Here is a 20,317-nt window from a genome sequence, read left to right as displayed (position 1 = left end):
TAATGATAATCGCCGAAGAAGGGGACAACAAGGCCTATTTTTCATTTATGGATATAAAGTATGCTGATTTTGCTGCGAATGTTAAAATATAACAGTAAATTTTGCAGTCATAATTAAAGCTTGTTACTCTAGCGCGGTTTTGTACCACAATTGTGTTGTTTTCATGTTATATAGCCATTTATTTACGCCTTTCAAATTAGGTTCCACTACACTGAAAAATCGTGTAGTGATGGGTTCTATGCATACTAATCTAGAAGAGCTTCCTCAGGGATTTGAGCGTTTAGCCGCTTTTTATGGCGAGCGAGCACACGGGCAAGTTGGACTAATTATCACTGGTGGAATTTCACCAAATCCAGAAGGTATTTTAGCACCAAATCGCAGTGTCTTAGATTCATCAACTGCGGTTGCACATCATCAGCTTATTACCGAGGCTGTTAAGTCCCACGGTACTAAAATTTGCATGCAAATATTGCATGCAGGACGCTATGGTTATCATCCTAAACAAGTTGCGCCTTCAGCTATCCAAGCGCCTATTAGCCCTTATACACCTGCAGAATTAACACATGAACAAATTGAAAAACAAATTGATGATTTTGTACTGTGCGCCAAGCTTGCAAAACAAGCAGGGTATGATGGTGTTGAAATTATGGGATCGGAAGGATATTTAATCAATCAGTTCATAGTCAAAGCGACTAACCATCGTGATGATCAATGGGGTGGGTGTTATGAAAACCGTATTCGTTTTGCTGTTTGCATAGTCGCGCGCGTTCGTGCTGCGCTTGGTGATGATTTTATTCTAATCTTTCGTTTATCATTACTTGATTTAGTGGCCGATGGCAGTACGTTTAACGAAGTGCTGCAATTAGCACACGCATTAGAAAGTGCAGGTGTTGATATGCTTAATTCGGGTATCGGTTGGCACGAGTCACGTATTCCTACAATTGCAACCAGTGTACCAAGAGCGCTATTTTCATCATTAAGCCAACGCCTAAAAGCTGCGGTGTCAGTGCCTGTTATTACGAGTAATAGAATTAACACACCTGAAGTTGCAGAACAATTGTTAGTGGATGAACACGCTGACTTTATCTCGATGGCGCGGCCATTTTTAGCGGATAGTCAATTTGTGGCTAAAGCCTTTGCAGGGCAAAGCGAACAAATAAATACATGCATAGCATGTAATCAGGCTTGTTTAGATAATATTTTTGTTAACTTGCCTGCTTCTTGTATTGTGAATCCACGGGCTTGCAATGAAACATTAATGCCTATAAAACCAGCCAAGATGATAAAAAATATAGCTATCGTTGGTGGCGGAGCTGCTGGTATGGCTTGTGCTATATATAGTGCGGAGCGAGGACATCAGGTTACATTATTTGAACAAACCGCCCAATTGGGCGGGCAGCTATTATTAGCAGCGAATGTACCAGGCAAAGAAGAGTTTAAAGAAACCCTGCGTTATTTTAAAAGTCGCTTAGCAAATCTCAATGTTGTAATTCATTTGCAAAACAGTGCCGATATAGCAACTTTATCTGAATTTGACCACTGTGTGATTGCCACTGGTGTTAAAGGAGCTACGCCGAATATTGAGGGAATTGAACAGTCAAACGTTGTAGGTTATCAGCAAGTACTTAATGGTGAAGTCAAACTGGGCTCAAAAGTCGCCATTATTGGTGCCGGTGGCATTGGATTTGATGTAGCGACATTTATAACTGCAAATCATATGGTTACAAACACGGAGCTGTTACCTCTTCATGAAAGTGATGCGACGGATGCTGATCAATTTACTCATCAGTGGGGGATCGATCTTAGCGTTACTTACCCAGGCGGGATAAAAGATAAAGCAGGCAAATCTACAGCGGCTAATGAGGTTTACTTACTGCAGCGTAAGCTACGCAAACACGGTGCTGATTTAGGTAAAACCACAGGGTGGATCCATCGTGAGCATTTAAAGCAACAAGGTGTAAAAATGCTTGCTGCGGTGAATTATCAAAAGATAAATGCTCAAGGGCTACACTTAAGTGTGCGTAAACGTGAGCGACTATTGGACGTTGACCATATTGTTAATTGCAGTGGTCAGCAATCTGTACTCCCTGAATATCAACAACAGCTTAGCCAGTTATTGATTCCAGTTAGCTTTATTGGTGGTGCATTAAAAGCTGAAAAATTGGATTTACAACGGGCAATAGGCGAAGCGTTCTCGCTGGCACAAAGTTTATAATAAATGATAACGATGTTTAAAGTGGTCAAAAATAATAACAAGGATGTGACAATGGAGCAGGTAAAGTTATGGCGCATGTAAAACCGGTTATGTTGACGTTAGAAAACGTTAGCTTTGGTTATAAGCAAAATGCTCCTTTGAGTATCGATAACGTGTCGCTTAGTTTAATTAAAGGCAGTTGTACTGCTATTTTAGGGCCAAATGGTGCAGGTAAATCGACTTTAATTTCTTTAATGACGGGTTTATTAATGGCGCAAACAGGTGCTATAAACTACCCATTTTATAAACAGTACGGTTTGACTCAAGCAATTGCACAAAAAGTAGCTTTAGTGCCGCAAGATTTTGCGTTTTATCATGAGTTAAGTGTGTATGATAATTTAGCTTTCTTTGTTTCTATTAGCGAAAAAAACCGCCACTTACATGCCGAACAGATTGCAGCAGCTATTAAATTATGTAACCTTGAAGAGGTTGTTAATAAAACCGCAGGTACGTTATCGGGGGGATATAAACGTCGTTTAAATATTGCCATAGCTTTGAGTAAACAGCCTGATATTATCTTTTTAGATGAACCTACCGTAGGGATAGACCCATTATCTCGAGATGCAATAATTACGCTTTTACTCGATTTAAAACGCCAAGGGAAAACGTTAGTGTATACATCCCACTTATTGCATGAGGTGGCTCAGTTATGCGATGACGTGGTATTTTTACGCGGTGGAAAAGTTGTTGCCTGTGAAGCATTAAATAGCGAGAAGCTCTCTTTGAGTTTTTCTACATTTAAGCCGTTATTAAACACTCAAAGCACGCTTTTTAGTCAGCAGCTAGTGACGCTTGAAGGTAATCACTATCAGTTGGTTATTAATAATAGTGAACAACTCGGCGCTGCGTTTAGTGCACTCGGCCAATTAAGTGATGATATTAAAGCATTGTCGTTTTCAGACAATCATATTGAGCAGCTTTATCGCGACCTATTTGCGGAGCCATTATGCTAATCCATACAGTAAAAAAAGAAGCACGCTTAATTGCAAATGATCTGCATAGTTTAGCCGTGTTGTTACTGATGCCGATTTTATTTATGGTGATAATGACGATGGCAAGTAGTCAATCACAACAGAATATGCAATCTAATTTATCGTTAAGTGTCATTGGAAAAGCCTACAGCAAACATAGCAATGTTTTAATTGAACTATTAAAAGCACAGGGTTTTATAGTGCCAAGTTCACCTATTACTCAAACTAAACAAAGCACACTGACGATTGCTCCTAAATTTGATCAGTTAATTTTAATGAGACAAGGCACGAGCCAACTAACGCTGGAAATTAGTGATGAGCTCGCGCCACAAACTCGCATGCTGATGACTGAAAAAGTAAAAGCCAGCTTAGCGCAATTAAAATTGTATCTGTATATGTTAGATACTGGTGATTTAGATGTCGATTTGCCCCTCAATGAGCAAATAAGTCAGATTATAACTGCTTCAGATGTCAGCTATTTATTAGCGCAACAATCTATCAAGGCACTCGATAACCCCGCATTAAATAGTGTGCCCGCATGGTGGGTATTTGGTATCTACTTCATTGTGCTGCCCATTTCATTGACGTTTATTAATGAACGCAATAATGGGACTTTAGTTAGATTAAAAACTTACCCTATTAGTATGGCTCGTTACTTTTATAATAAGGCGTGTGCATATGTGTTGGTGAGTATAGTACAAGGAGGGTTACTTGCGCTGATTGGCTGTATTGTGATCCCGTATTGTTTAGATTTACCACTTTTATCTTTGCATGGGCTGCTTTATAGCATACTGACCTTTATAACCGTCAGTTGTACGGCCATCGCATTTGCCTTGCTATTGGCAAGTTTGGTATCGAGTTACGAGCAAGCAATTGTTGTAGGCGGAGGGGTAAATATTATTTTAGCCGCATTGAGTGGTTTTATGGTACCGCTGGAAATTATGCCAGATAATTTAGCCGCACTTGCTAATGGCTCGCCTATGTACTGGTCAGCGCAATTATTACGACAGCTTATGAGTGAATCGATTGATCACACTTTTTGGCAATATAGTGCATCACTTTGGGGTTTTTCATTGTTATGCTTTACTGCCGCATTATGGACATTTAATAAAAAAATGAGGAATTTGACATGGAATTAGCAGAGCTAAAACTACAATTGAAACAGTTAATCATTACTGAGTGCGATAAGGAAGATGATTTTGAACCCGCAGATATTATTGACTCAGAGCCATTGTTTGGTAGTCAATCACGTATCAATTTAGATTCACTTGATGCTCTGCAACTATCGCTTGTGCTTAAACAGCATTTTGGAATTAAAGTTGAAGGCTCAAAAGAAACGCGAAAGCATTTACAATCTATTGATACTATAGCCGATTTTATTGTTCGTGAGCGTGAAAAGTAATGACTTTACGGGATGTGTATTTAAATGCCAGCGACGTGCTATCGGCGTCATTAGGCTGTGAAAAAAGTAGCCAAATAACCACGCAAGAAGGTACGCGTGTTGGATTTAAATCATTCCGTGATGAAATTAGCTGTAATGATTTCTTTGGTATTTTGGCGCATTTTGACACCTTGCTTTTACCACTTTTTAAGAAATTACAGTTGTCAGCTGACGAACTTGCAAAAACCAGTCTATTTTTGGGATCAACATCTCTTGATATTAGTGCCGTTGAGCTCGGAGCTGAAGATACATTATGGTTATCAAAAACTGATAAAATAAGCCAAGAGCTGGTCAAGCGTTATGGTTTGAACGAGCTTGAGTTTACTTTCAGTACAGCATGTACTGCCAGTGCTAATGCTTGTTTATATGCCACACGGTTAATAGCACAAGGAAAAATTGAGCACGCACTGGTTATTGGTTGCGAGTTTTACAATCCGCTTACGGTTGAAGGATTTAAATCGTTAGATTTGATCAGCGCGACAGGATTAGCTGCATTTGCAAAAGGGCGTTCCGGGCTCATTTTAGGTGAAGGCCTTGGTGCGTTATACTTATCCTCAACACCCACTGAACAATGTAATTTGCGAGTTCTTGGTGGTGCATCATCGTGTGATACATACAGCCTAACCATGACTAAAGAAGATGGTAGCCATATAGCGCATGTGATAAATGAGTGCTTAACGCAAACAAATATTACATGTGACGATATTGATTTAATTAAAGTGCATGGCACAGCGACGCTTGGGAATGATGAAGCAGAGTGTAATGCACTCTCATCGCTATTTATTCGTGATTCATTAACTACTGACCAAATATCAGCAAAACAATTACCGCCTATCATTGCGTTTAAACCTTATACAGGCCATACCCTTGGCGCATGCGGCGCGATAGAAATTGCGCTATTTGTTAAATGTTTAGAGCTAGGAAGTTATACGCCACCAAGTTATACGCATAGTGAAGATGAGCTAATGTGGCCGTTTTATCATGGCGCACACTTTAATAACGTGGATACTGTTTTGTTTAATTACTTTGGTTTTGGCGGTAATAATGCTGCGTTAGTATTACAGCGTTACAAGGGTTAACGAATGAAAGAATTAGCAACGAGTCATATTAGCTTTGAAAAGAGTTTAGATATAAAAAGCTTACGACAACAAGTAAAGCAAGAAACCGGTTTAGTTGTACGTAGAATGGATGCGTTTACATTAATTGCTTTACTTGCTGTTTATCGAGCTAAAGGTGACATCCAGCTCAGTAAACGTTGTGGTTTATATAGTTGCGCTGATTATTTTTCAAGCGAACTAATGCAGTCAATGCTACGAGATATGCACAACGCGCACGCTATAAAACCATTAAGCTTTGTTGCAAGTGTGGGTAATGCAGCTAATTATTACCTTGCAAATACATTTGGGATAGATGGCCCCAATATATTTTTAGGCAGCAGTGAGCAGGCGATGGTCAAAAACCAGGTATTAGCTGAAGCTGATATGGGTTCAAACTTAATCGATCACGGTGTAGTCGTCGTGTGGCAAGAAGACGAGAAAGTACGCCAATGTTGGGTTAAAATCATAGAAAATGATGGTTTTTCCAGCTAACGCGAACGTTTCTGCGGGTTTTCCTTGAATCAGCGGTAGCACAACTGTAGAATTTAGCCTCTTTTTGTCACCACCTTTGTAATAAGGACTGTTACGTTGAAATTTGCCATAAAAAAATGTATCGCTTGGGGCGATGGTAAAACTTGCCTTGAAGATTGGCAGGCTTTTGCAAACAACGTCAGTATAGAGGCGCAAACGTTAACTCTTCCTGAATTAAAACAGATACCTGCAATGCAGCGTCGACGCTTAAGTGCGTTTGCCAAACTGACATTACACTGCGCTTTAACTGCAAGTGATACGTATCAACATGAAATTCCCAGTGTTTTTTCGTCTCGTCATGGTGACTTACATAAAACAAGTAAATTAATAGCAGATGTCGCGAGTAAAGAAGCACTTTCGCCAACGCACTTTGGCCTATCAGTCCATAATGCTGTGGGTGGTTTGTTTAGTATTTACACAGGTAATAAAGCCCCGTTAAGCGCTGTATCTGCGGGTGAAGATAGCTTTTTTATGGGCTTAGTAGATGCAGTTGCTAAACTACATACCCGTAAATATAAACGTATTTTATACGTATACAGTGATCAAGCCGTCCCTGAGCATTATCAGAATTACGTACAGCAACACGCTGATAATATTGCCGTCGGCTTATTAATTGAAGCTAGCGATAGTGTCGATAATTATAGTATTGAATGTGTTGGCCATGATAATGTGCAATCAGCCGAAAACCTACAACTACAGGCGCTGGATTTTTTAAAGTTTTACTTCTCACAACAGCAACAACTTTCTACTTGTTCTAAACGTTATAAGTGGCAGTTAACGCGTTCATGAAAGCAAAATTGATAAAAATATATCGCGTATTTGCCACAGGCAGTGCGTTTGCCTTATTTAGTGGCGGTGGTTTGGTGCTGTCTATTTTGGTGTTTTCAATCCAACGGTTAATTTATCGTGATATCAATCAGCGTAATCAAGCCGCACGCACTGCGGTACATTACTCATTTAAGTTTTTTGTAGGTTATATGCGCTTAGTCGGCATACTACGATTAGACATCGATAAGCTTGATGAAATAAAACACGCGAAAGGACAGTTGATTATTGCTAATCACCCATCCTTAATTGATGTGGTTGTGCTCATTTCTATTGTACGTCATGCTGATTGCGTGGTTAAAGCTGATTTATGGAAAAACCCTTTTCTCAAAGGCGTTGTTAAAGCCACCGGTTATATAAATAATGATGCAGATCCTGATTATTTTTTAGGGCAATGCCAACAAAGTTTTGCTCGCGGTAACAATCTTATTGTATTCCCTGAAGGGACGAGAAGTACCCCTGGAAATACGTGGAAATTTAAACGTGGCGCAGCCAATATCGCGCTTCGTACTGAAGTAGATATGTTGCCAGTACTGATAGATGTCAGTCCAGTCACATTAACGAAAGGTCAAAAATGGTATCAGGTTACTGATCGCCGTTTTACTTTCAAAATGCGTGTACTGCCCCCTTATTTAATTGAACCTTATTTACACGGCGAACAATTATCTAATAGCGTCAGGCAGTTAACGCGTGATTTACAAGCTTATTTTAACGAGGAAAAATCAAAACATGAGTGATTTAAGCACTGAAGTAAAACAACTTATCATCGAAACGTTAGATCTTGAAGATATTGAAGCAACAGATATTAACGACGAAGAAGCATTATTTGTTGATGGCTTAGGACTAGATTCAATTGATGCATTGGAATTAGGTGTAGCTATTAAAAAAGCATACGATGTGAAAATCGATGGCAATACCGATGATAGTAAAAAACATTTTTACTCGGTTAAAACCTTGTGTGATTTTATTGCCTCAACACGGGCATAATTTATTGCAGTTCTAAAACTGTATTGTTTGGAAGTAACTATGAGTAATGAAAACATGAATAACGGTGATAAAATTTTCGCAATGTTAAGCGAAATTCTGCAAGAATATTTTGAAATTGACGCAGAAGACATTACCCGCACCGCAAACTTATATGAAGATTTAGATCTTGATAGTATTGATGCCGTTGATTTAGTAGTAAAACTACGTGAGCAAACAGGTAAAAAAATCGAACCTAACGATTTTAAACAAGTGCGTACTGTGCAAGATGTGATTGATGCTGTAGAAAAGTTAATGATAGCAGACGCTTAATGAAAAAAGCGCTACTGGCTGGGTTGCTGTTATTATACCCCTTAGTGGTGTATTTTGGTCTGCAATTTAGTGAGCCTGCATTGGTTGGCGGGGTGTTTGCAGTGGTATTACTGCTGCGACACTGGTTAGTAAAGGATAGCAAAGCAACAATCCCGCATTTTCATGTAATGACAATTAGTGGGCTTGGATTATTATTATTTGCCACGTTTGCCAATTCAGAATTAGCACTTAAGTTTTATCCCGTGGTGATCAATAGCTGCTTTTTAGCTGTATTTGCTTATTCACTTTATAAGCCACCAAGCGTTGTAGAAATTATTGCAGGAAAATTCGAAACCCTTGATGCACATGGCAAGAAGTATACGCGTGCAGTGACGAAAGTGTGGTGTGGCTTTTTTATCATTAACGGTGTGATCGCTACCGCAACGGTGTTTCACCCAGATCCGAAAGTATGGTTAACCTACAATGGTTTGATCTCGTACCTGTTAATGGGGTTAGTCATGGCAATAGAATTAATAATAAGAAAATGGCAAAAGGCAAAAAATAAAGCAAATGAAATGGCCGACTAATAACTCCTATTTTTATGGTGAGAATCATGATTTCGCGATGTGGCAGCAACAGGTAATTGCACACGCTGAACAGTTTTCTGCGCAATCGGCACAAACCTGGCTGTTGTTTGATGCTGATAGTTATCAATTTAGTGTACTATTTTTTGCATTGTTGGTGGCAGATAAGTCGATTGTTTTACCGCAAAATGGCCAGCCAGAACAGCTTACACAATGCCTTAACCATGCTGATGAATTTACAGGAGATACACGTTTAGCACCTGCTAAAGTAACATTTTCTGGAGAAATAAAGAGTAAGCATATTGCTGATATTGAAATTAATGAAGACACTGTAATTCGTTTCTTTACTTCAGGATCATCAGGTAAGCCAAAAGCGATAGATAAGACCTTCAAGCAGTTGATACAAGAAGTGGATGTACTGCAAGCCCAGTTTGGCGAAACACTTAAAGATACTGTGATTGTAGCAACGGTATCACACCAACATATATATGGCTTATTATTTAAATTACTTTGGCCGTTATATTCAGGCCGAGATGTTTGTTTAAAAAGCTTTGAATACCCTGAGCACTTGCTTCACTTTATTGAACTTAATGGTAAAAGCGCAGATGTACAGGATTTTACTTTAATTAGCAGCCCCGCTTATTATCATCGTTTAGTACAAGACAATGTGCTTATACCCGTAAAAGAGAAATTGCGTAGTTGCTTTTCATCAGGTGGGCCTTTGCAAAGTGTTGCTGCGCAACTGTTACAAGAACAATTAACGCATGCGCCTATTGAAGTGCTCGGCAGTACCGAAACAGGAGGTATTGCTTGGCGGCAACAAAGTTTATCATCAATATGGCAAGCATTTAGCCCAATAAAAATAAAGCGTGATGATTTACAGCAGTTAATTATTTCATCACCTTATGTGGATGGCGGACAGTGGTACAAAACGGATGATCGAGTGGAGTTACTTGATAGTGGCCACTTTAATTTATTAGGCCGCGCTGACCGAATTGTCAAAATTGAAGAAAAACGCTGTTCTTTAGATGAGATCACGCAACGCATTAATGAATATCAGTGGGTTGATGAATGCTATATATTGCTGCTTGAAAATACCCAACAACAAAAACGTAGTGAAATTGGTGCGGTGTTAGTGTTAACCGAACAAGGTGAAATTGCATTAGCAGAGCAAGGTAAGTTTAAATTTTCGCAGGCTTTAAAAAATCATTTAAAGGCCTTTTTTGAGCCACTAGTGATCCCGCGCAAGTTTCGCTATTTATCAGTTTTGCCTTACAACACACAAGGCAAACTTGAGAAAACGCAATTGGAGAAGTTGTTTGACTGATTTTGTATATAAACCGATTTGTGACGTAATAGAGCAAAGCCCTGAGCATGTGCAATTGCGTTTATTAATTCCTGAAAATTTATATTATTTTCAAGGTCACTTTACTCAAGCTGCTATTTTGCCAGGTGTTGCACAACTTGACTGGGTAATGCATTACTTAAACAAATATTTAAATGTAGATCCCCAAAAAGTGATCTCGGTTGATGCGTTGAAATTTCAAATTATTGTGCAGCCTAATTATCAAGTAGATTTACTACTTAAAAAAATTAAAGACACTAAATATAGCTTCAGTTACAGCTCAGAGCATGGCCAACATGCATCTGGTAAAGTTGTCCTTGCTGATGAATAAGAGTAACTGATAATGCCAAGCCAATATGGATTTGTGATCCCTAATTACAATCACGATTTAGTGATCCTCGATACGATCATTGCTTTAGCTAATTTTAAGTTGCCGATTATCTTGGTTGATGATGGAAGCAATGAAAAAACCCAGCGAATTCTTGATCAAATTGATGCCCAGTTTGCGTTAGTAACTTTAGTACGCCGCACCGAAAATGGCGGTAAAGGGGCTGCAGTGCAAACCGGCTTAGCGCATGCGTATGAAGCTGGTTGGAGCCACGCAATCCAAGTTGATGCCGATGGCCAGCATGACTTAAATGATGTTGAACAGCTCATTGTTCGCTCGAAATTTCAGCCAAATGCATTGGTAAGTGGGCAGCCTATATACGATGAGTCTATTTCAAAAGGGCGCTACTATGGACGTTTTATTACTCACTTTTGGGTTTATATAGAAACTTTATCTTTTGCGCTCAAAGATACTATGTGTGGTTTTCGTATTTACCCACTCGCTGCCTATAGTCAGCTTATCAGTAGCACTAAGCTGGGGTATAAAATGGATTTTGACATAGAGGTGATGGTCAAACTGTTTTGGCAAGGCACACCGGTTGAATTTATTAAAACCAAGGTTCATTACCCTGAAAATGGCGTATCTCATTTTAATGTGTGGGACGATAACGTGTTGATTTCAAAAATGCACACGCGCTTGGTATGTGGCATGCTATGGCGTTTACCGCGATTAATAGCAAATAAATTTAAATAGGGATTATGCGTGTCTGAGCAAACAAAAATACCACAGAACAAAACGGAAAAACCATTTCATTGGTCACAGCTTAAAGAGCGTGGTTCAATGTTTGGTATTGAAGTACTGGTATTTATTTATAAAGTATTTGGTAAATGGCTGTTTAAAATTGTTTTAACACCCGTTATGTTTTATTTCTATGTCACAGGGCGTTTATCACGCCAAGCCATTTGGCATTATCTTGATAATCTCAATACCAGTATGGGTGAAAATAAACGCACTGGCTGGGCACGCTTTAAGCAAGGCTTTAAACTGTATTTTTCATTTGGAATGGCAATTTTAGATAAGTTTGATGCATGGCTTGGCAAAGTGAACATTAAAGACTTGGAAATAGCCACACCAGAAGGTTATCAGCAATTACTTGACGCTAAAGGTGCCGTGATTTTTAGTGCGCACTTAGGGAATATGGAAATTTGCCGTGCTATTTTCAGTATGGGGGATAATAAACGTCCACTCAATGTGATTACATATAACGAGCATACTCCATCATTCAACAATTTTTTGAAAAAAGTAAACCAAGATGCAGCAATTAATTTTATTCATATCAATAACTTTGGTCCAGATGATACAATTAAGTTAAAGCAAAAATTAGATGACGGTGAAGCGGTTATTATTTTTGCAGACCGTACTTCAGTTAATAATCCTAACAGTGTGCATCATGCTCCATTTTTAGGTGAAGAAGCCCCGTTTGCGGTGGGTCCTTTTGCATTAGCAAATATCATGGAATGCCCAGTGTTCTTAATGTTTTGTATTAACGAACAAGGGCGCTATAAAACGTATATAGAGAAGTTTGCTGACCCCATTAAAGTTAAACGTAAAGAGCGTCAAGCCTACTTTCAATCGATGGCGACTAAGTTCGCACAGCGTTTAGAGTTTTATTGTAAAAAAGCACCGTATCAATGGTACAATTTTTTTAATTTTTGGCAAAAAGCCACCGACAAAGATTCAAAGCCTAGCTAAATATCTGGAGAATGAAGTAAATGGAAAATAATAAATCAAACAACCTATTATTTGGCGCAGGCCGTTTAACAATTGAAGATATTATTAGTGTTGTTAAAGGTGATCGTGCCGTGGCGCTTTCAGGTGATAGTCATTTTGCAGAAAAAATTGATTCTGCAGTGGCCTTTTTAGACAAATTACTTGCTGAAGAAGGCCATATTTATGGTGTAACTACCGGTTATGGTGACTCTTGCACAGTGGAGATCCCATTGTCGTTAGTGCATGAATTACCAATGCATTTAACACGCTTTCATGGTTGTGGGCTAGGTGACTTTTTTACACCTGAGCAGGGTAAATTAATTTTAGCAGCGCGTTTAGCGTCATTATCGCAAGGGTATTCAGGTGTTAGCTGGGATTTACTAAAATTACTGGTTGAAATGATCAACCGAGATATTATACCTGTGATCCCACAAGAAGGTTCTGTAGGCGCAAGCGGCGATTTAACACCACTGTCATATGTTGCAGGCAGCTTAATAGGTGAGCGTGATACTTACTATAAAGATCAAGTTGTTAATTCGTTGGAGGCATTTGCTGCTGAAGGCTTAAAAGCAATTACACTGCGTCCTAAAGAAGGCTTGGCAATCATGAATGGTACGGCTGTTATGACCGCACTTGCATGTCAAGCATATGACCGCAGTGAGTACGCTAGCCGCTTAATGACGCGTATTACTGCCTTATCAAGCATTGCACTCAAAGGTAACAGTAATCATTTTGATGATATCTTATTTAGTGTTAAGCCTCACCCAGGTCAACAAAATGTTGCAAGTCGTATCCAACATGATTTAAACCATGTTGAGCATCCACGTAACTCGCATCGATTACAAGATCGTTACTCAATTCGCTGTGCACCACATGTAATAGGCGTGCTTGAAGATAGCCTGCCGTGGTTACGCAGCATGATCGAAAATGAACTAAATAGCGCCAATGACAATCCTATCATCGATGGTATTGGAGAGCATGTGCTGCATGGCGGTCATTTTTATGGTGGTCACATTGCGATGGCAATGGACTCAATGAAAAATTGCGTAGCAAACTTAGCTGATTTAGCGGATCGTCAAATAGCAACGTTAGTTGATGTGAAAATGAACCACGGTTTACCGTCTAATTTGAGTGCAGCATCTAGCGAACGCCGCTTTATCAACCATGGTTTTAAAGCAATACAAATTGGTTGTTCTGCATGGACTGCTGAAGCACTTAAGTTAACAATGCCTGCGAGTGTATTTTCTCGTTCTACTGAGTGTCACAATCAAGATAAAGTAAGTATGGGGACAATTGCAGCGCGTGATTGCTTACGTATTTTACAACTAACAGAGCAAGTATTAGCCGCAACATTACTGGCTGCCGTACAAGGTGTGCGCATTCGCATTTTAAATAACGAAATAGATGCCGCAGCACTTAATCCAGAGATCACCACAATGATTGATGATGTAGCTAGTTTTTGTGATTTACTAGAAGAAGATCGTCCAACTGATAAGTTACTTCGTCAAACGATTGAGTATATTCAGACGCAACGCTGGGCTTTGTATCCAACAGCTAAAGGTTAATTATGAAAAAATCCTACGCAATAGTCAGTGCTTATCTAGACATGGTTGTGCCGTTTTATGATGTTGATCCTATGCGCATTGTTTGGCACGGAAACTATGTAAAATATATTGAGGATGCACGCTGTGTATTACTCGATAAAATAGGTTACAACTACATTGCGATGGAAGAGTCAGGCTATATGTGGCCGATTGTTGATATGCGGTTAAAGTATGTTGCATCGGCTAAGTTTGGCTCACATATTCGTATCCATGCCGATTTGATGGAATTTGAAACGCGGATCAAAATAGATTACCGCATAGAATGTTTAGATACGAATAAGATACTCAATAAAGCGTATACAATCCAAGTTGCAATTGATATAGAAACCCAAGAGCTGCAATTTGAATCCCCTGCAGCCCTGACTGATAAAGTGCTTACTTATGTTGGGTAAACTTACGCAATGCCTCTTGTTGTGTGCTTTGTTACTGAGCGGACACACACTTGCTAACGACTTTAGTAACTTTGAAGTAAAGCAGGGCAAGGGGCAATTTAGTCAAGCGAAGCATTTTACATTTTTGAAGCGAGCAATTAAATCACAAGGTGAATTTGTTATTTATGAACAACATGTTTATTGGCACACAATAGACCCTGTGAGCAGTGAGATGTTATTATTGCCCAGTGGTATTTATCGGCGTTTAAACACTGAGAAAGCATATCACACAGTTACTAAAGACAAACAGCTCAATCGTTTGCTTGCAAAATTACTCAGTGGTGAAATTGACGAACATGATTGGAAAATAACAGCGATTGAACAGTGCTATAAGTTAATACCTAAGCTTGATGATGTGGCTCTTTTATTTGCAGTGGTAGAGTTATGTTCGGCGGATGAGAATCATCGACGTATTGTGATCACTGATCAGCAGAAAAATGAAACTCACATTAGCATGCAGATCACAAGCAAGGAGCTTACCGAAGGTGACATGAATGCCGTCAAACTCACCCATTAAATCGATAAGTTCTCGTACAAAGTTAGTACTTTGGCTAATACAGTTACTGCTTCTTATCGCGGGCTTAATCTATTTATGCTTGTTTAAGTCATTTTCTGTTGTTGCAGATATTAATCAGATTTTTACCGTTGAGCAAAGTGACGATATTCGCGTGGTCAGTGAGCAAATTGAACAACAGCATTTACGTCAGCACGTGTTACTCGTTGCTCATGAGAAGCGTGATAACGCAATTGAATATGCAGAGCAAGCAGCTGCATCACTTCGTACAATTAATGGCATTACTGTCAATCTTAGATTTGGATCATTACCCCAGCTCGACTCGATAGTAAAAGACTACATCCCTTATCAACATGCGTTTGTAAGTAATGCTTATAAAAATGTGCTCAGCAGTGGCAGTGCCGATGATGTCTTCACGTATCAATTTAGTTTACTAAATGAAATGGGATCCCCTTGGGTTGCCTCGACCCTTGAAATTGATCCAAGTTTGAGTTTAGCTGATTTTTTTAATCAACAAAATTTGCCCACGACGGGACTTAAAAATGATCAGGGCTATTTGATTGCCCAACAGACGAACCAAGCTGGCGCTTCTATTTATTATGTACTAGTTAATTTTGTGAGTGCGGGGACGGGCTTAGATCTAAATATTGCAAATGACATAGCGACAAAAATTGCAGAACTAAAGCAGCAAAACAAAGAGCATACAACTGGTGTTCACTATCTTGCGACGGGTGCTGCTTTTTTTACTGCTAATGCCAGTAACAGTGCTCAAACTGAGATGAAGGTGTTTGGCGGCATTTCCATTATTGCAACCTTGCTATTGATTTTAGCAATCTATCGTAGCGCATTGAGTGTTTTGTGTACGCTATTTGTGATTTCAGTCAGTATGTTATACGGCTATAGTGCACTGCGCTTATTTTTCACTGAAGTGAATATATTAACGTTAGTGTTTGCGGTCACTTTAATTGGTATTGCTGCGGATTACAGTTTTCATGCTTTAAGTGAATTACGCTTTAGCAAATTAAATCGCAGCAACCCATTATTAAGTATTCGCAGCTCGTTATTACTTGGTTTTATTACCACGACCGCAGGTTACTTAATTTTAGTTTTTACCCCATTGAGCTTATTTCAACAAATTGCCGTGTTTACTATGGCCGGTTTATTGGGAGCATTACTTACGGTATTACTTGTCTATCCGAGTTTGGCCGGTTTTATAGTAAAAAAACCAACCGCTATCCCAGGCTTTATTACACGGTTAAATCGTTGGCAGAAGATTCTGGTAAAAAAACGTGTAAATGGGCGTTGGCAAATCGCTTTATTAGTCCTGCTACTTGGGGGACTAAGTCTGGTCGAAAACGTGGACGATCCGCGTACGTTTTATCAAAGCTCAGCTGATTTAATATCACAGCAACAGCAAATCACAACAATATTAAATGCGCAGTGGGATAGCCCCTATATTTTAATTGCAGGTGATACACCTGAACAAACACTGCAACGCTCTGAGCAATTGATAGAGCCACTTACTCAGTTACAACAACAAGGAGTGTTGAGTGCTTACGCGAGTATTAGCCAGTGGCTACCTTCGATTGCTACGCAAATACAATCACAGCAATTAGTAAAAAATGCACAGCAGTCAGGCTTATTCGAGCAGCTCAATACGGTGCTTGGGCTAGTCGTTGGTAGTACACCGAGTGATTATAAACAATTGGATTTTACGACATGGCAAAAAAGCCAAGTTGCAGCTTTATTTAATGACCAATGGTTACAAATTAATGGTCGATTTTACAGTATTATTAAGCTCAAAGGCATTAATGACTCTAAAGAAATTGACCGTATATTAAATAACTACAGCGAGGTTGTTTTTGTTGATAAAGTATCAGCCGTAGGTAAGCAAATAGGGCAGTTTAGGCATCATTTAATTCTTATTTACGCATTAGCTCTGATTGCTGCAATGTTGGTTTTTTGGCTACGCTATGGCGTTATTAATGCTATTACAGCGGTAAGCCGACCAGTAATAGCAATGATAATTGCGTTAGCTATGAGTGCCTTGTTTTTTGGTAGTTTAAGTGTGTTTAATTATGTAGCAGGGATACTGATCCTCGCCTTAGGCTTAGATTATTGTGTATTTTATGCGGAGCACGGTCATTGTGAAAAAATCACTTTGACCACGCTAATATCAGCACTGAGTTCACTGCTGGTCTTTGCAATTTTAATCGTTAGTTCAACGCCAGCTGTTAGTCAGTTTGGTTTTACAGTATTTATAGGCGTGGTGGTAGTGTTTACTATTTCTCCGCGTCTTGCTCTTGTTTCGAAAAGGAATATTTAATGACATCGACAGATTTTGATGTAACTATCATAGGTGCTGGCCCATCGGGGACAGTTGCCGCATGTTTATTAATGCAACATGGTTTGAGTGTGTGTTTAATTGAACGAGATGAATTTCCTCGTTTCTCTATTGGTGAAAGCTTATTACCTCAATCGATGGATTATTTACGCCAAGCTAATATGCTTGACGCGTTACTTGATAATGCAGATAAACTTGGCTTTCAATTTAAAAATGGGGCTGCCTTTTATCGCAGTGGTCACCACACTAACTTTAATTTTGAAGAAAAATTTAGTGAAGGCCCAGGCACGACTTATCAAGTTAAGCGAGCTGAATTTGATAATTTGCTCGCAGAAGAAGCAATAAAGCAAGGCGCAACCATTCGTTTTGGGCAAAATGTAACGAACTTTACTGCAGATGATAGTGGGACTTGTCTTGATGTTGTTGATTTAAAAACACAACAGCAGAGCAAAATAACCGCTCGCTTCACTTTAGATGGCAGTGGTTTTGGCCGTGTGCTTCCTCGTTTACTTGATCTAGAAGAGCCAAGCGAACTGTCACCACGAAAAGCAATCTTTACTCATTTTAAAGATAACATTGATTGCCCTAAGTTTGACCGCAATAAAATATTGATCACCGTCCACCCTGAGATCCCTGATATATGGTATTGGTTGATCCCATTTGGTGATAGTACTGTCAGTGTGGGTGTTGTAGGTGAAACAGCGCAAATAGAAAAACCAGATCAAAGCCTTGAGCAAACTTTACTTAACTTCATTCATGAAGACGATAACTTATCAACATTGTTAGCCGATGCTGAAATTATTGCTCAAGTGCGCACTATTGGTGGCTATTCCGCTAATGTAAAGCATTTACATGGTGATAAGTTTGCATTGCTAGGAAATGCTGGCGAGTTTTTGGACCCGGTATTTTCATCTGGTGTAACAATTGCACTTCGTTCTGCGGTACAAGCAAGTGAATTAGTCGTAAAGCAATTACAAGGCGAAGACGTTGATTGGCAAAATGAATATGAAGTGCCGCTGCGTGAAGGGATCACGGTATTTAAATATTTTGTAAATTCGTGGTATGACACCAGTTTACAGTCTGTGATTTTTTTCGCGGATGGGCAACCTGATGTCAAAGCCATGATTTGCTCAATTTTAGCCGGTTATGCATGGGATAAAACAAACCCATTCGTTAAAAATACTGCACGGGGTTTACGTATTTTAGAACAAATATGTGAGCCAGATAATGCAGCACAAGACACTGCTGTCATTTAAATGCGAGTGTTAAAAATACAGGTTAATAATCATTTGAAAATAGTACTTATAACCTCAGTAATATGGTTATTAAGTGCGTGTCAAATGGCGTATACACCAGTGCAAAATACGGCAATGTTTGAGCTAATGCCAGTCCCTACGGAACTTAATAATGGCGGGTGGTTAGAGAAATTTGAGTTCTCAGGCGTAGTTGAACAGTCGATGTTGGTATCTACAGAGTTTGTTAAACCAATGATCAGTGTTGCTGCTTTAAGTTTTGAGGGAGTGCCGCTTACACAGTTACAGTTTGATACGCATACTCAGCAATTAACAACGAGCAATACTTTAGAAATTGATCTTGATGGCAAAAAAATTATTTACGATATGCAAAGTGCATTTTGGCCATTAACTTCACTTGAACAATCGATAAATGAGCACTGTAGAGTCGTTGAGCTCACTGTTGATGGTCAAGTAACGCGCCGGTTCTATCGCAATGAAATCTTGGTTCGTGAAATAACGTATACTGGTGCTCTGACTCAGTTAATTGAGTTTGAGCAAAAGTACCGCTTAAAAATAGAAAGATTAGAAGAATATTAATATGCAGCAACCGCTATTTATCAGTCATTACGCCATGATCAATGCCTTAGGGCGAGATAATCAAAGTATCAAGCGTAACTTATTAGCTGGCAATCAGTCAGGAATTGTTAGTAATGATACTTTGTTAAACGAAGGCCCTATTTTTGTTGGGGCCGTGCAAGGTGAGTTACCAACATTGAATGATAGGGCGATCGAGTTTCAAACCCGTAATAACCAATTAGCAGCACTTGCCATCGCGCAACTCGCAGATCCAATTGCAGAGCTTAAACAGCAATATGGCGCCCAGCGTATTGCCGTTATTGTAGGTACGAGTACTTCAGGGATTGCTCAAGGTGAGCAGGCAATGAAAGCTCGTCACGCGCAGGGAGAATTTCCAAGCGAATATCATTATCAGCAGCAGGAAATGGATAACCTGGCACAGTTCATTTGTAGTGAACTGGGATTGCAAGGTATCGCGTTAACCCTTTCAACGGCGTGCTCTTCAAGTGCAAAGGCCTTTGCGACAGCTCAAGAAATGATTGCATCAGGCCTCGCGGATGCCGCTATTGTTGGTGGTGTTGACAGCTTATGCGGTATGACCGTCAACGGTTTTTCTGCTTTAGCATCAACTTCTGCGGGTGTATCTAATCCATCGAGCCGTAACCGCGATGGTATTAATTTAGGTGAAGCTGCGGCGTTGTGCATCGTACAAAAGCAAGGGCGAGTAAAATTATTAGGTGTAGGTGAGTCAAGTGATGCGCATCATATGTCAGCGCCGCACCCACAAGGGGAGGGCGCGGCGGCGGCGATGACCGCTGCACTTAATGCTGCATCTTATCAAGCGAGTGATGTTGATTATGTCAACTTACACGGTACAGCAACACCAAAAAATGATGAAATGGAAGCCATTGCTGTAGCGACAGTGTTTGGTAAAGATACGCCATGCAGTTCTTCAAAAGGAATGATTGGTCATACATTAGGCGCAGCAGGTGCAACTGAAGTTGGGCTATGTTGGCTATTAATAGGTGGTTCTGATTATGCACCTCATATATGGGATGGCCAACAAGATGAGAGTTTACCCGCAATCAACCTTGTTGCAGTAGGAACTCAACACCCAACTAAAATAACCACGTGCTTGTCAAACTCTTTTGCGTTTGGCGGCAATAACGTTAGTGTATTAATCGGATTATAG

22 protein-coding genes are annotated in these 20,317 nt (G+C 39.6%); all 22 read left to right on the top strand.

Annotated features, from left to right (window positions below):
- Nucleotides 1-229 precede the first annotated feature (229 nt).
- Nucleotides 230-2,215 carry an FAD-dependent oxidoreductase gene (locus ADS77_RS12590; protein WP_410054815.1) on the top strand — a complete coding sequence of 662 codons (1,986 nt, stop codon included), beginning with the start codon at nt 230-232 and terminating at the stop codon, nt 2,213-2,215.
- Nucleotides 2,216-2,283: 68 nt separating this feature from the next.
- Nucleotides 2,284-3,207, top strand: coding sequence for an ABC transporter ATP-binding protein (locus tag ADS77_RS12585; protein WP_054454714.1), 924 nt, complete (start codon nt 2,284-2,286; stop codon nt 3,205-3,207).
- Entirely contained in the window at nt 3,201-4,364 is a 1,164-nt protein-coding gene (locus ADS77_RS12580; RefSeq protein WP_054203843.1) for an ABC transporter permease, read from the top strand. The genes ADS77_RS12585 and ADS77_RS12580 overlap by 7 nt, the downstream gene beginning before the upstream one ends.
- Nucleotides 4,355-4,627: an acyl carrier protein gene (locus ADS77_RS12575; RefSeq protein ID WP_054203842.1), complete on the top strand. Its 273-nt coding sequence runs from the start codon at nt 4,355-4,357 to the stop codon at nt 4,625-4,627. Before ADS77_RS12580 ends, ADS77_RS12575 begins: the two co-directional genes overlap by 10 nt.
- Complete coding sequence (locus ADS77_RS12570; protein WP_054454712.1) at nt 4,627-5,745, top strand: beta-ketoacyl synthase N-terminal-like domain-containing protein; 1,119 nt, start codon at nt 4,627-4,629, stop codon at nt 5,743-5,745. Before ADS77_RS12575 ends, ADS77_RS12570 begins: the two co-directional genes overlap by 1 nt.
- Before the next feature lie 3 nt (nt 5,746-5,748).
- Nucleotides 5,749-6,255 (top strand): hypothetical protein, encoded by a 507-nt coding sequence (locus ADS77_RS12565; RefSeq protein ID WP_054203840.1) that lies wholly within the window; start codon nt 5,749-5,751, stop codon nt 6,253-6,255.
- Nucleotides 6,256-6,351: 96 nt separating this feature from the next.
- Entirely contained in the window at nt 6,352-7,083 is a 732-nt protein-coding gene (locus tag ADS77_RS12560) for a beta-ketoacyl synthase chain length factor (RefSeq protein ID WP_054454710.1), read from the top strand.
- Nucleotides 7,080-7,856 (top strand): lysophospholipid acyltransferase family protein, encoded by a 777-nt coding sequence (locus ADS77_RS12555; RefSeq protein ID WP_054203838.1) that lies wholly within the window; start codon nt 7,080-7,082, stop codon nt 7,854-7,856. The genes ADS77_RS12560 and ADS77_RS12555 overlap by 4 nt, the downstream gene beginning before the upstream one ends.
- The gene (locus ADS77_RS12550; protein ID WP_054203837.1) at nt 7,849-8,106 is read left to right on the top strand and encodes a phosphopantetheine-binding protein; all 258 of its coding nucleotides are present in this window, start codon (nt 7,849-7,851) and stop codon (nt 8,104-8,106) included. Before ADS77_RS12555 ends, ADS77_RS12550 begins: the two co-directional genes overlap by 8 nt.
- A 54-nt stretch (nt 8,107-8,160) precedes the next feature.
- A complete protein-coding gene (locus tag ADS77_RS12545) occupies nt 8,161-8,415 on the top strand; it encodes an acyl carrier protein (protein ID WP_054203898.1) in 255 nt (84 codons plus the stop codon).
- A complete protein-coding gene (locus ADS77_RS12540; protein ID WP_054203836.1) occupies nt 8,415-8,981 on the top strand; it encodes a hypothetical protein in 567 nt (188 codons plus the stop codon). The genes ADS77_RS12545 and ADS77_RS12540 overlap by 1 nt, the downstream gene beginning before the upstream one ends.
- Nucleotides 8,965-10,305, top strand: coding sequence for an AMP-binding protein (locus ADS77_RS12535; protein ID WP_054454709.1), 1,341 nt, complete (start codon nt 8,965-8,967; stop codon nt 10,303-10,305). Before ADS77_RS12540 ends, ADS77_RS12535 begins: the two co-directional genes overlap by 17 nt.
- A complete protein-coding gene (locus tag ADS77_RS12530; protein WP_054454708.1) occupies nt 10,298-10,654 on the top strand; it encodes an acyl-CoA synthetase in 357 nt (118 codons plus the stop codon). The genes ADS77_RS12535 and ADS77_RS12530 overlap by 8 nt, the downstream gene beginning before the upstream one ends.
- 12 nt (nt 10,655-10,666) lie before the next feature.
- On the top strand, nt 10,667-11,404 hold the full coding sequence (locus tag ADS77_RS12525; RefSeq protein ID WP_054454706.1) for a glycosyltransferase family 2 protein: 738 nt from the start codon (nt 10,667-10,669) through the stop codon (nt 11,402-11,404).
- Between the two features lie 9 nt (nt 11,405-11,413).
- The gene (locus ADS77_RS12520) at nt 11,414-12,403 is read left to right on the top strand and encodes a family 2 glycosyl transferase (protein ID WP_054203832.1); all 990 of its coding nucleotides are present in this window, start codon (nt 11,414-11,416) and stop codon (nt 12,401-12,403) included.
- Nucleotides 12,404-12,423: 20 nt separating this feature from the next.
- The gene (gene hutH, locus ADS77_RS12515) at nt 12,424-13,986 is read left to right on the top strand and encodes a histidine ammonia-lyase (protein WP_054203831.1); all 1,563 of its coding nucleotides are present in this window, start codon (nt 12,424-12,426) and stop codon (nt 13,984-13,986) included.
- 2 nt (nt 13,987-13,988) lie between these two features.
- A complete protein-coding gene (locus ADS77_RS12510) occupies nt 13,989-14,417 on the top strand; it encodes an acyl-CoA thioesterase (RefSeq protein ID WP_054454704.1) in 429 nt (142 codons plus the stop codon).
- Entirely contained in the window at nt 14,407-14,973 is a 567-nt protein-coding gene (locus ADS77_RS12505) for a hypothetical protein (protein WP_054454702.1), read from the top strand. Before ADS77_RS12510 ends, ADS77_RS12505 begins: the two co-directional genes overlap by 11 nt.
- Nucleotides 14,951-17,296, top strand: a complete 2,346-nt coding sequence (locus tag ADS77_RS12500; RefSeq protein WP_054454701.1) for an MMPL family transporter — start codon at nt 14,951-14,953, stop codon at nt 17,294-17,296. Before ADS77_RS12505 ends, ADS77_RS12500 begins: the two co-directional genes overlap by 23 nt.
- Nucleotides 17,296-18,570 carry an NAD(P)/FAD-dependent oxidoreductase gene (locus ADS77_RS12495; RefSeq protein ID WP_054454700.1) on the top strand — a complete coding sequence of 425 codons (1,275 nt, stop codon included), beginning with the start codon at nt 17,296-17,298 and terminating at the stop codon, nt 18,568-18,570. Before ADS77_RS12500 ends, ADS77_RS12495 begins: the two co-directional genes overlap by 1 nt.
- Before the next feature lie 84 nt (nt 18,571-18,654).
- A complete protein-coding gene (locus tag ADS77_RS12490) occupies nt 18,655-19,146 on the top strand; it encodes a DUF3261 domain-containing protein (RefSeq protein WP_054203826.1) in 492 nt (163 codons plus the stop codon).
- A gap of 1 nt (nt 19,147) precedes the next feature.
- Nucleotides 19,148-20,317 (top strand): beta-ketoacyl-ACP synthase, encoded by a 1,170-nt coding sequence (locus tag ADS77_RS12485; protein ID WP_054203825.1) that lies wholly within the window; start codon nt 19,148-19,150, stop codon nt 20,315-20,317.

It is taken from the genome of Pseudoalteromonas porphyrae (assembly GCF_001298125.1).
Lineage (GTDB): Bacteria > Pseudomonadota > Gammaproteobacteria > Enterobacterales > Alteromonadaceae > Pseudoalteromonas > Pseudoalteromonas neustonica.
The sequence above is the reverse complement of the archived record's forward strand: the minus strand, read 5'-3'. Positions and strand labels throughout refer to the sequence as shown.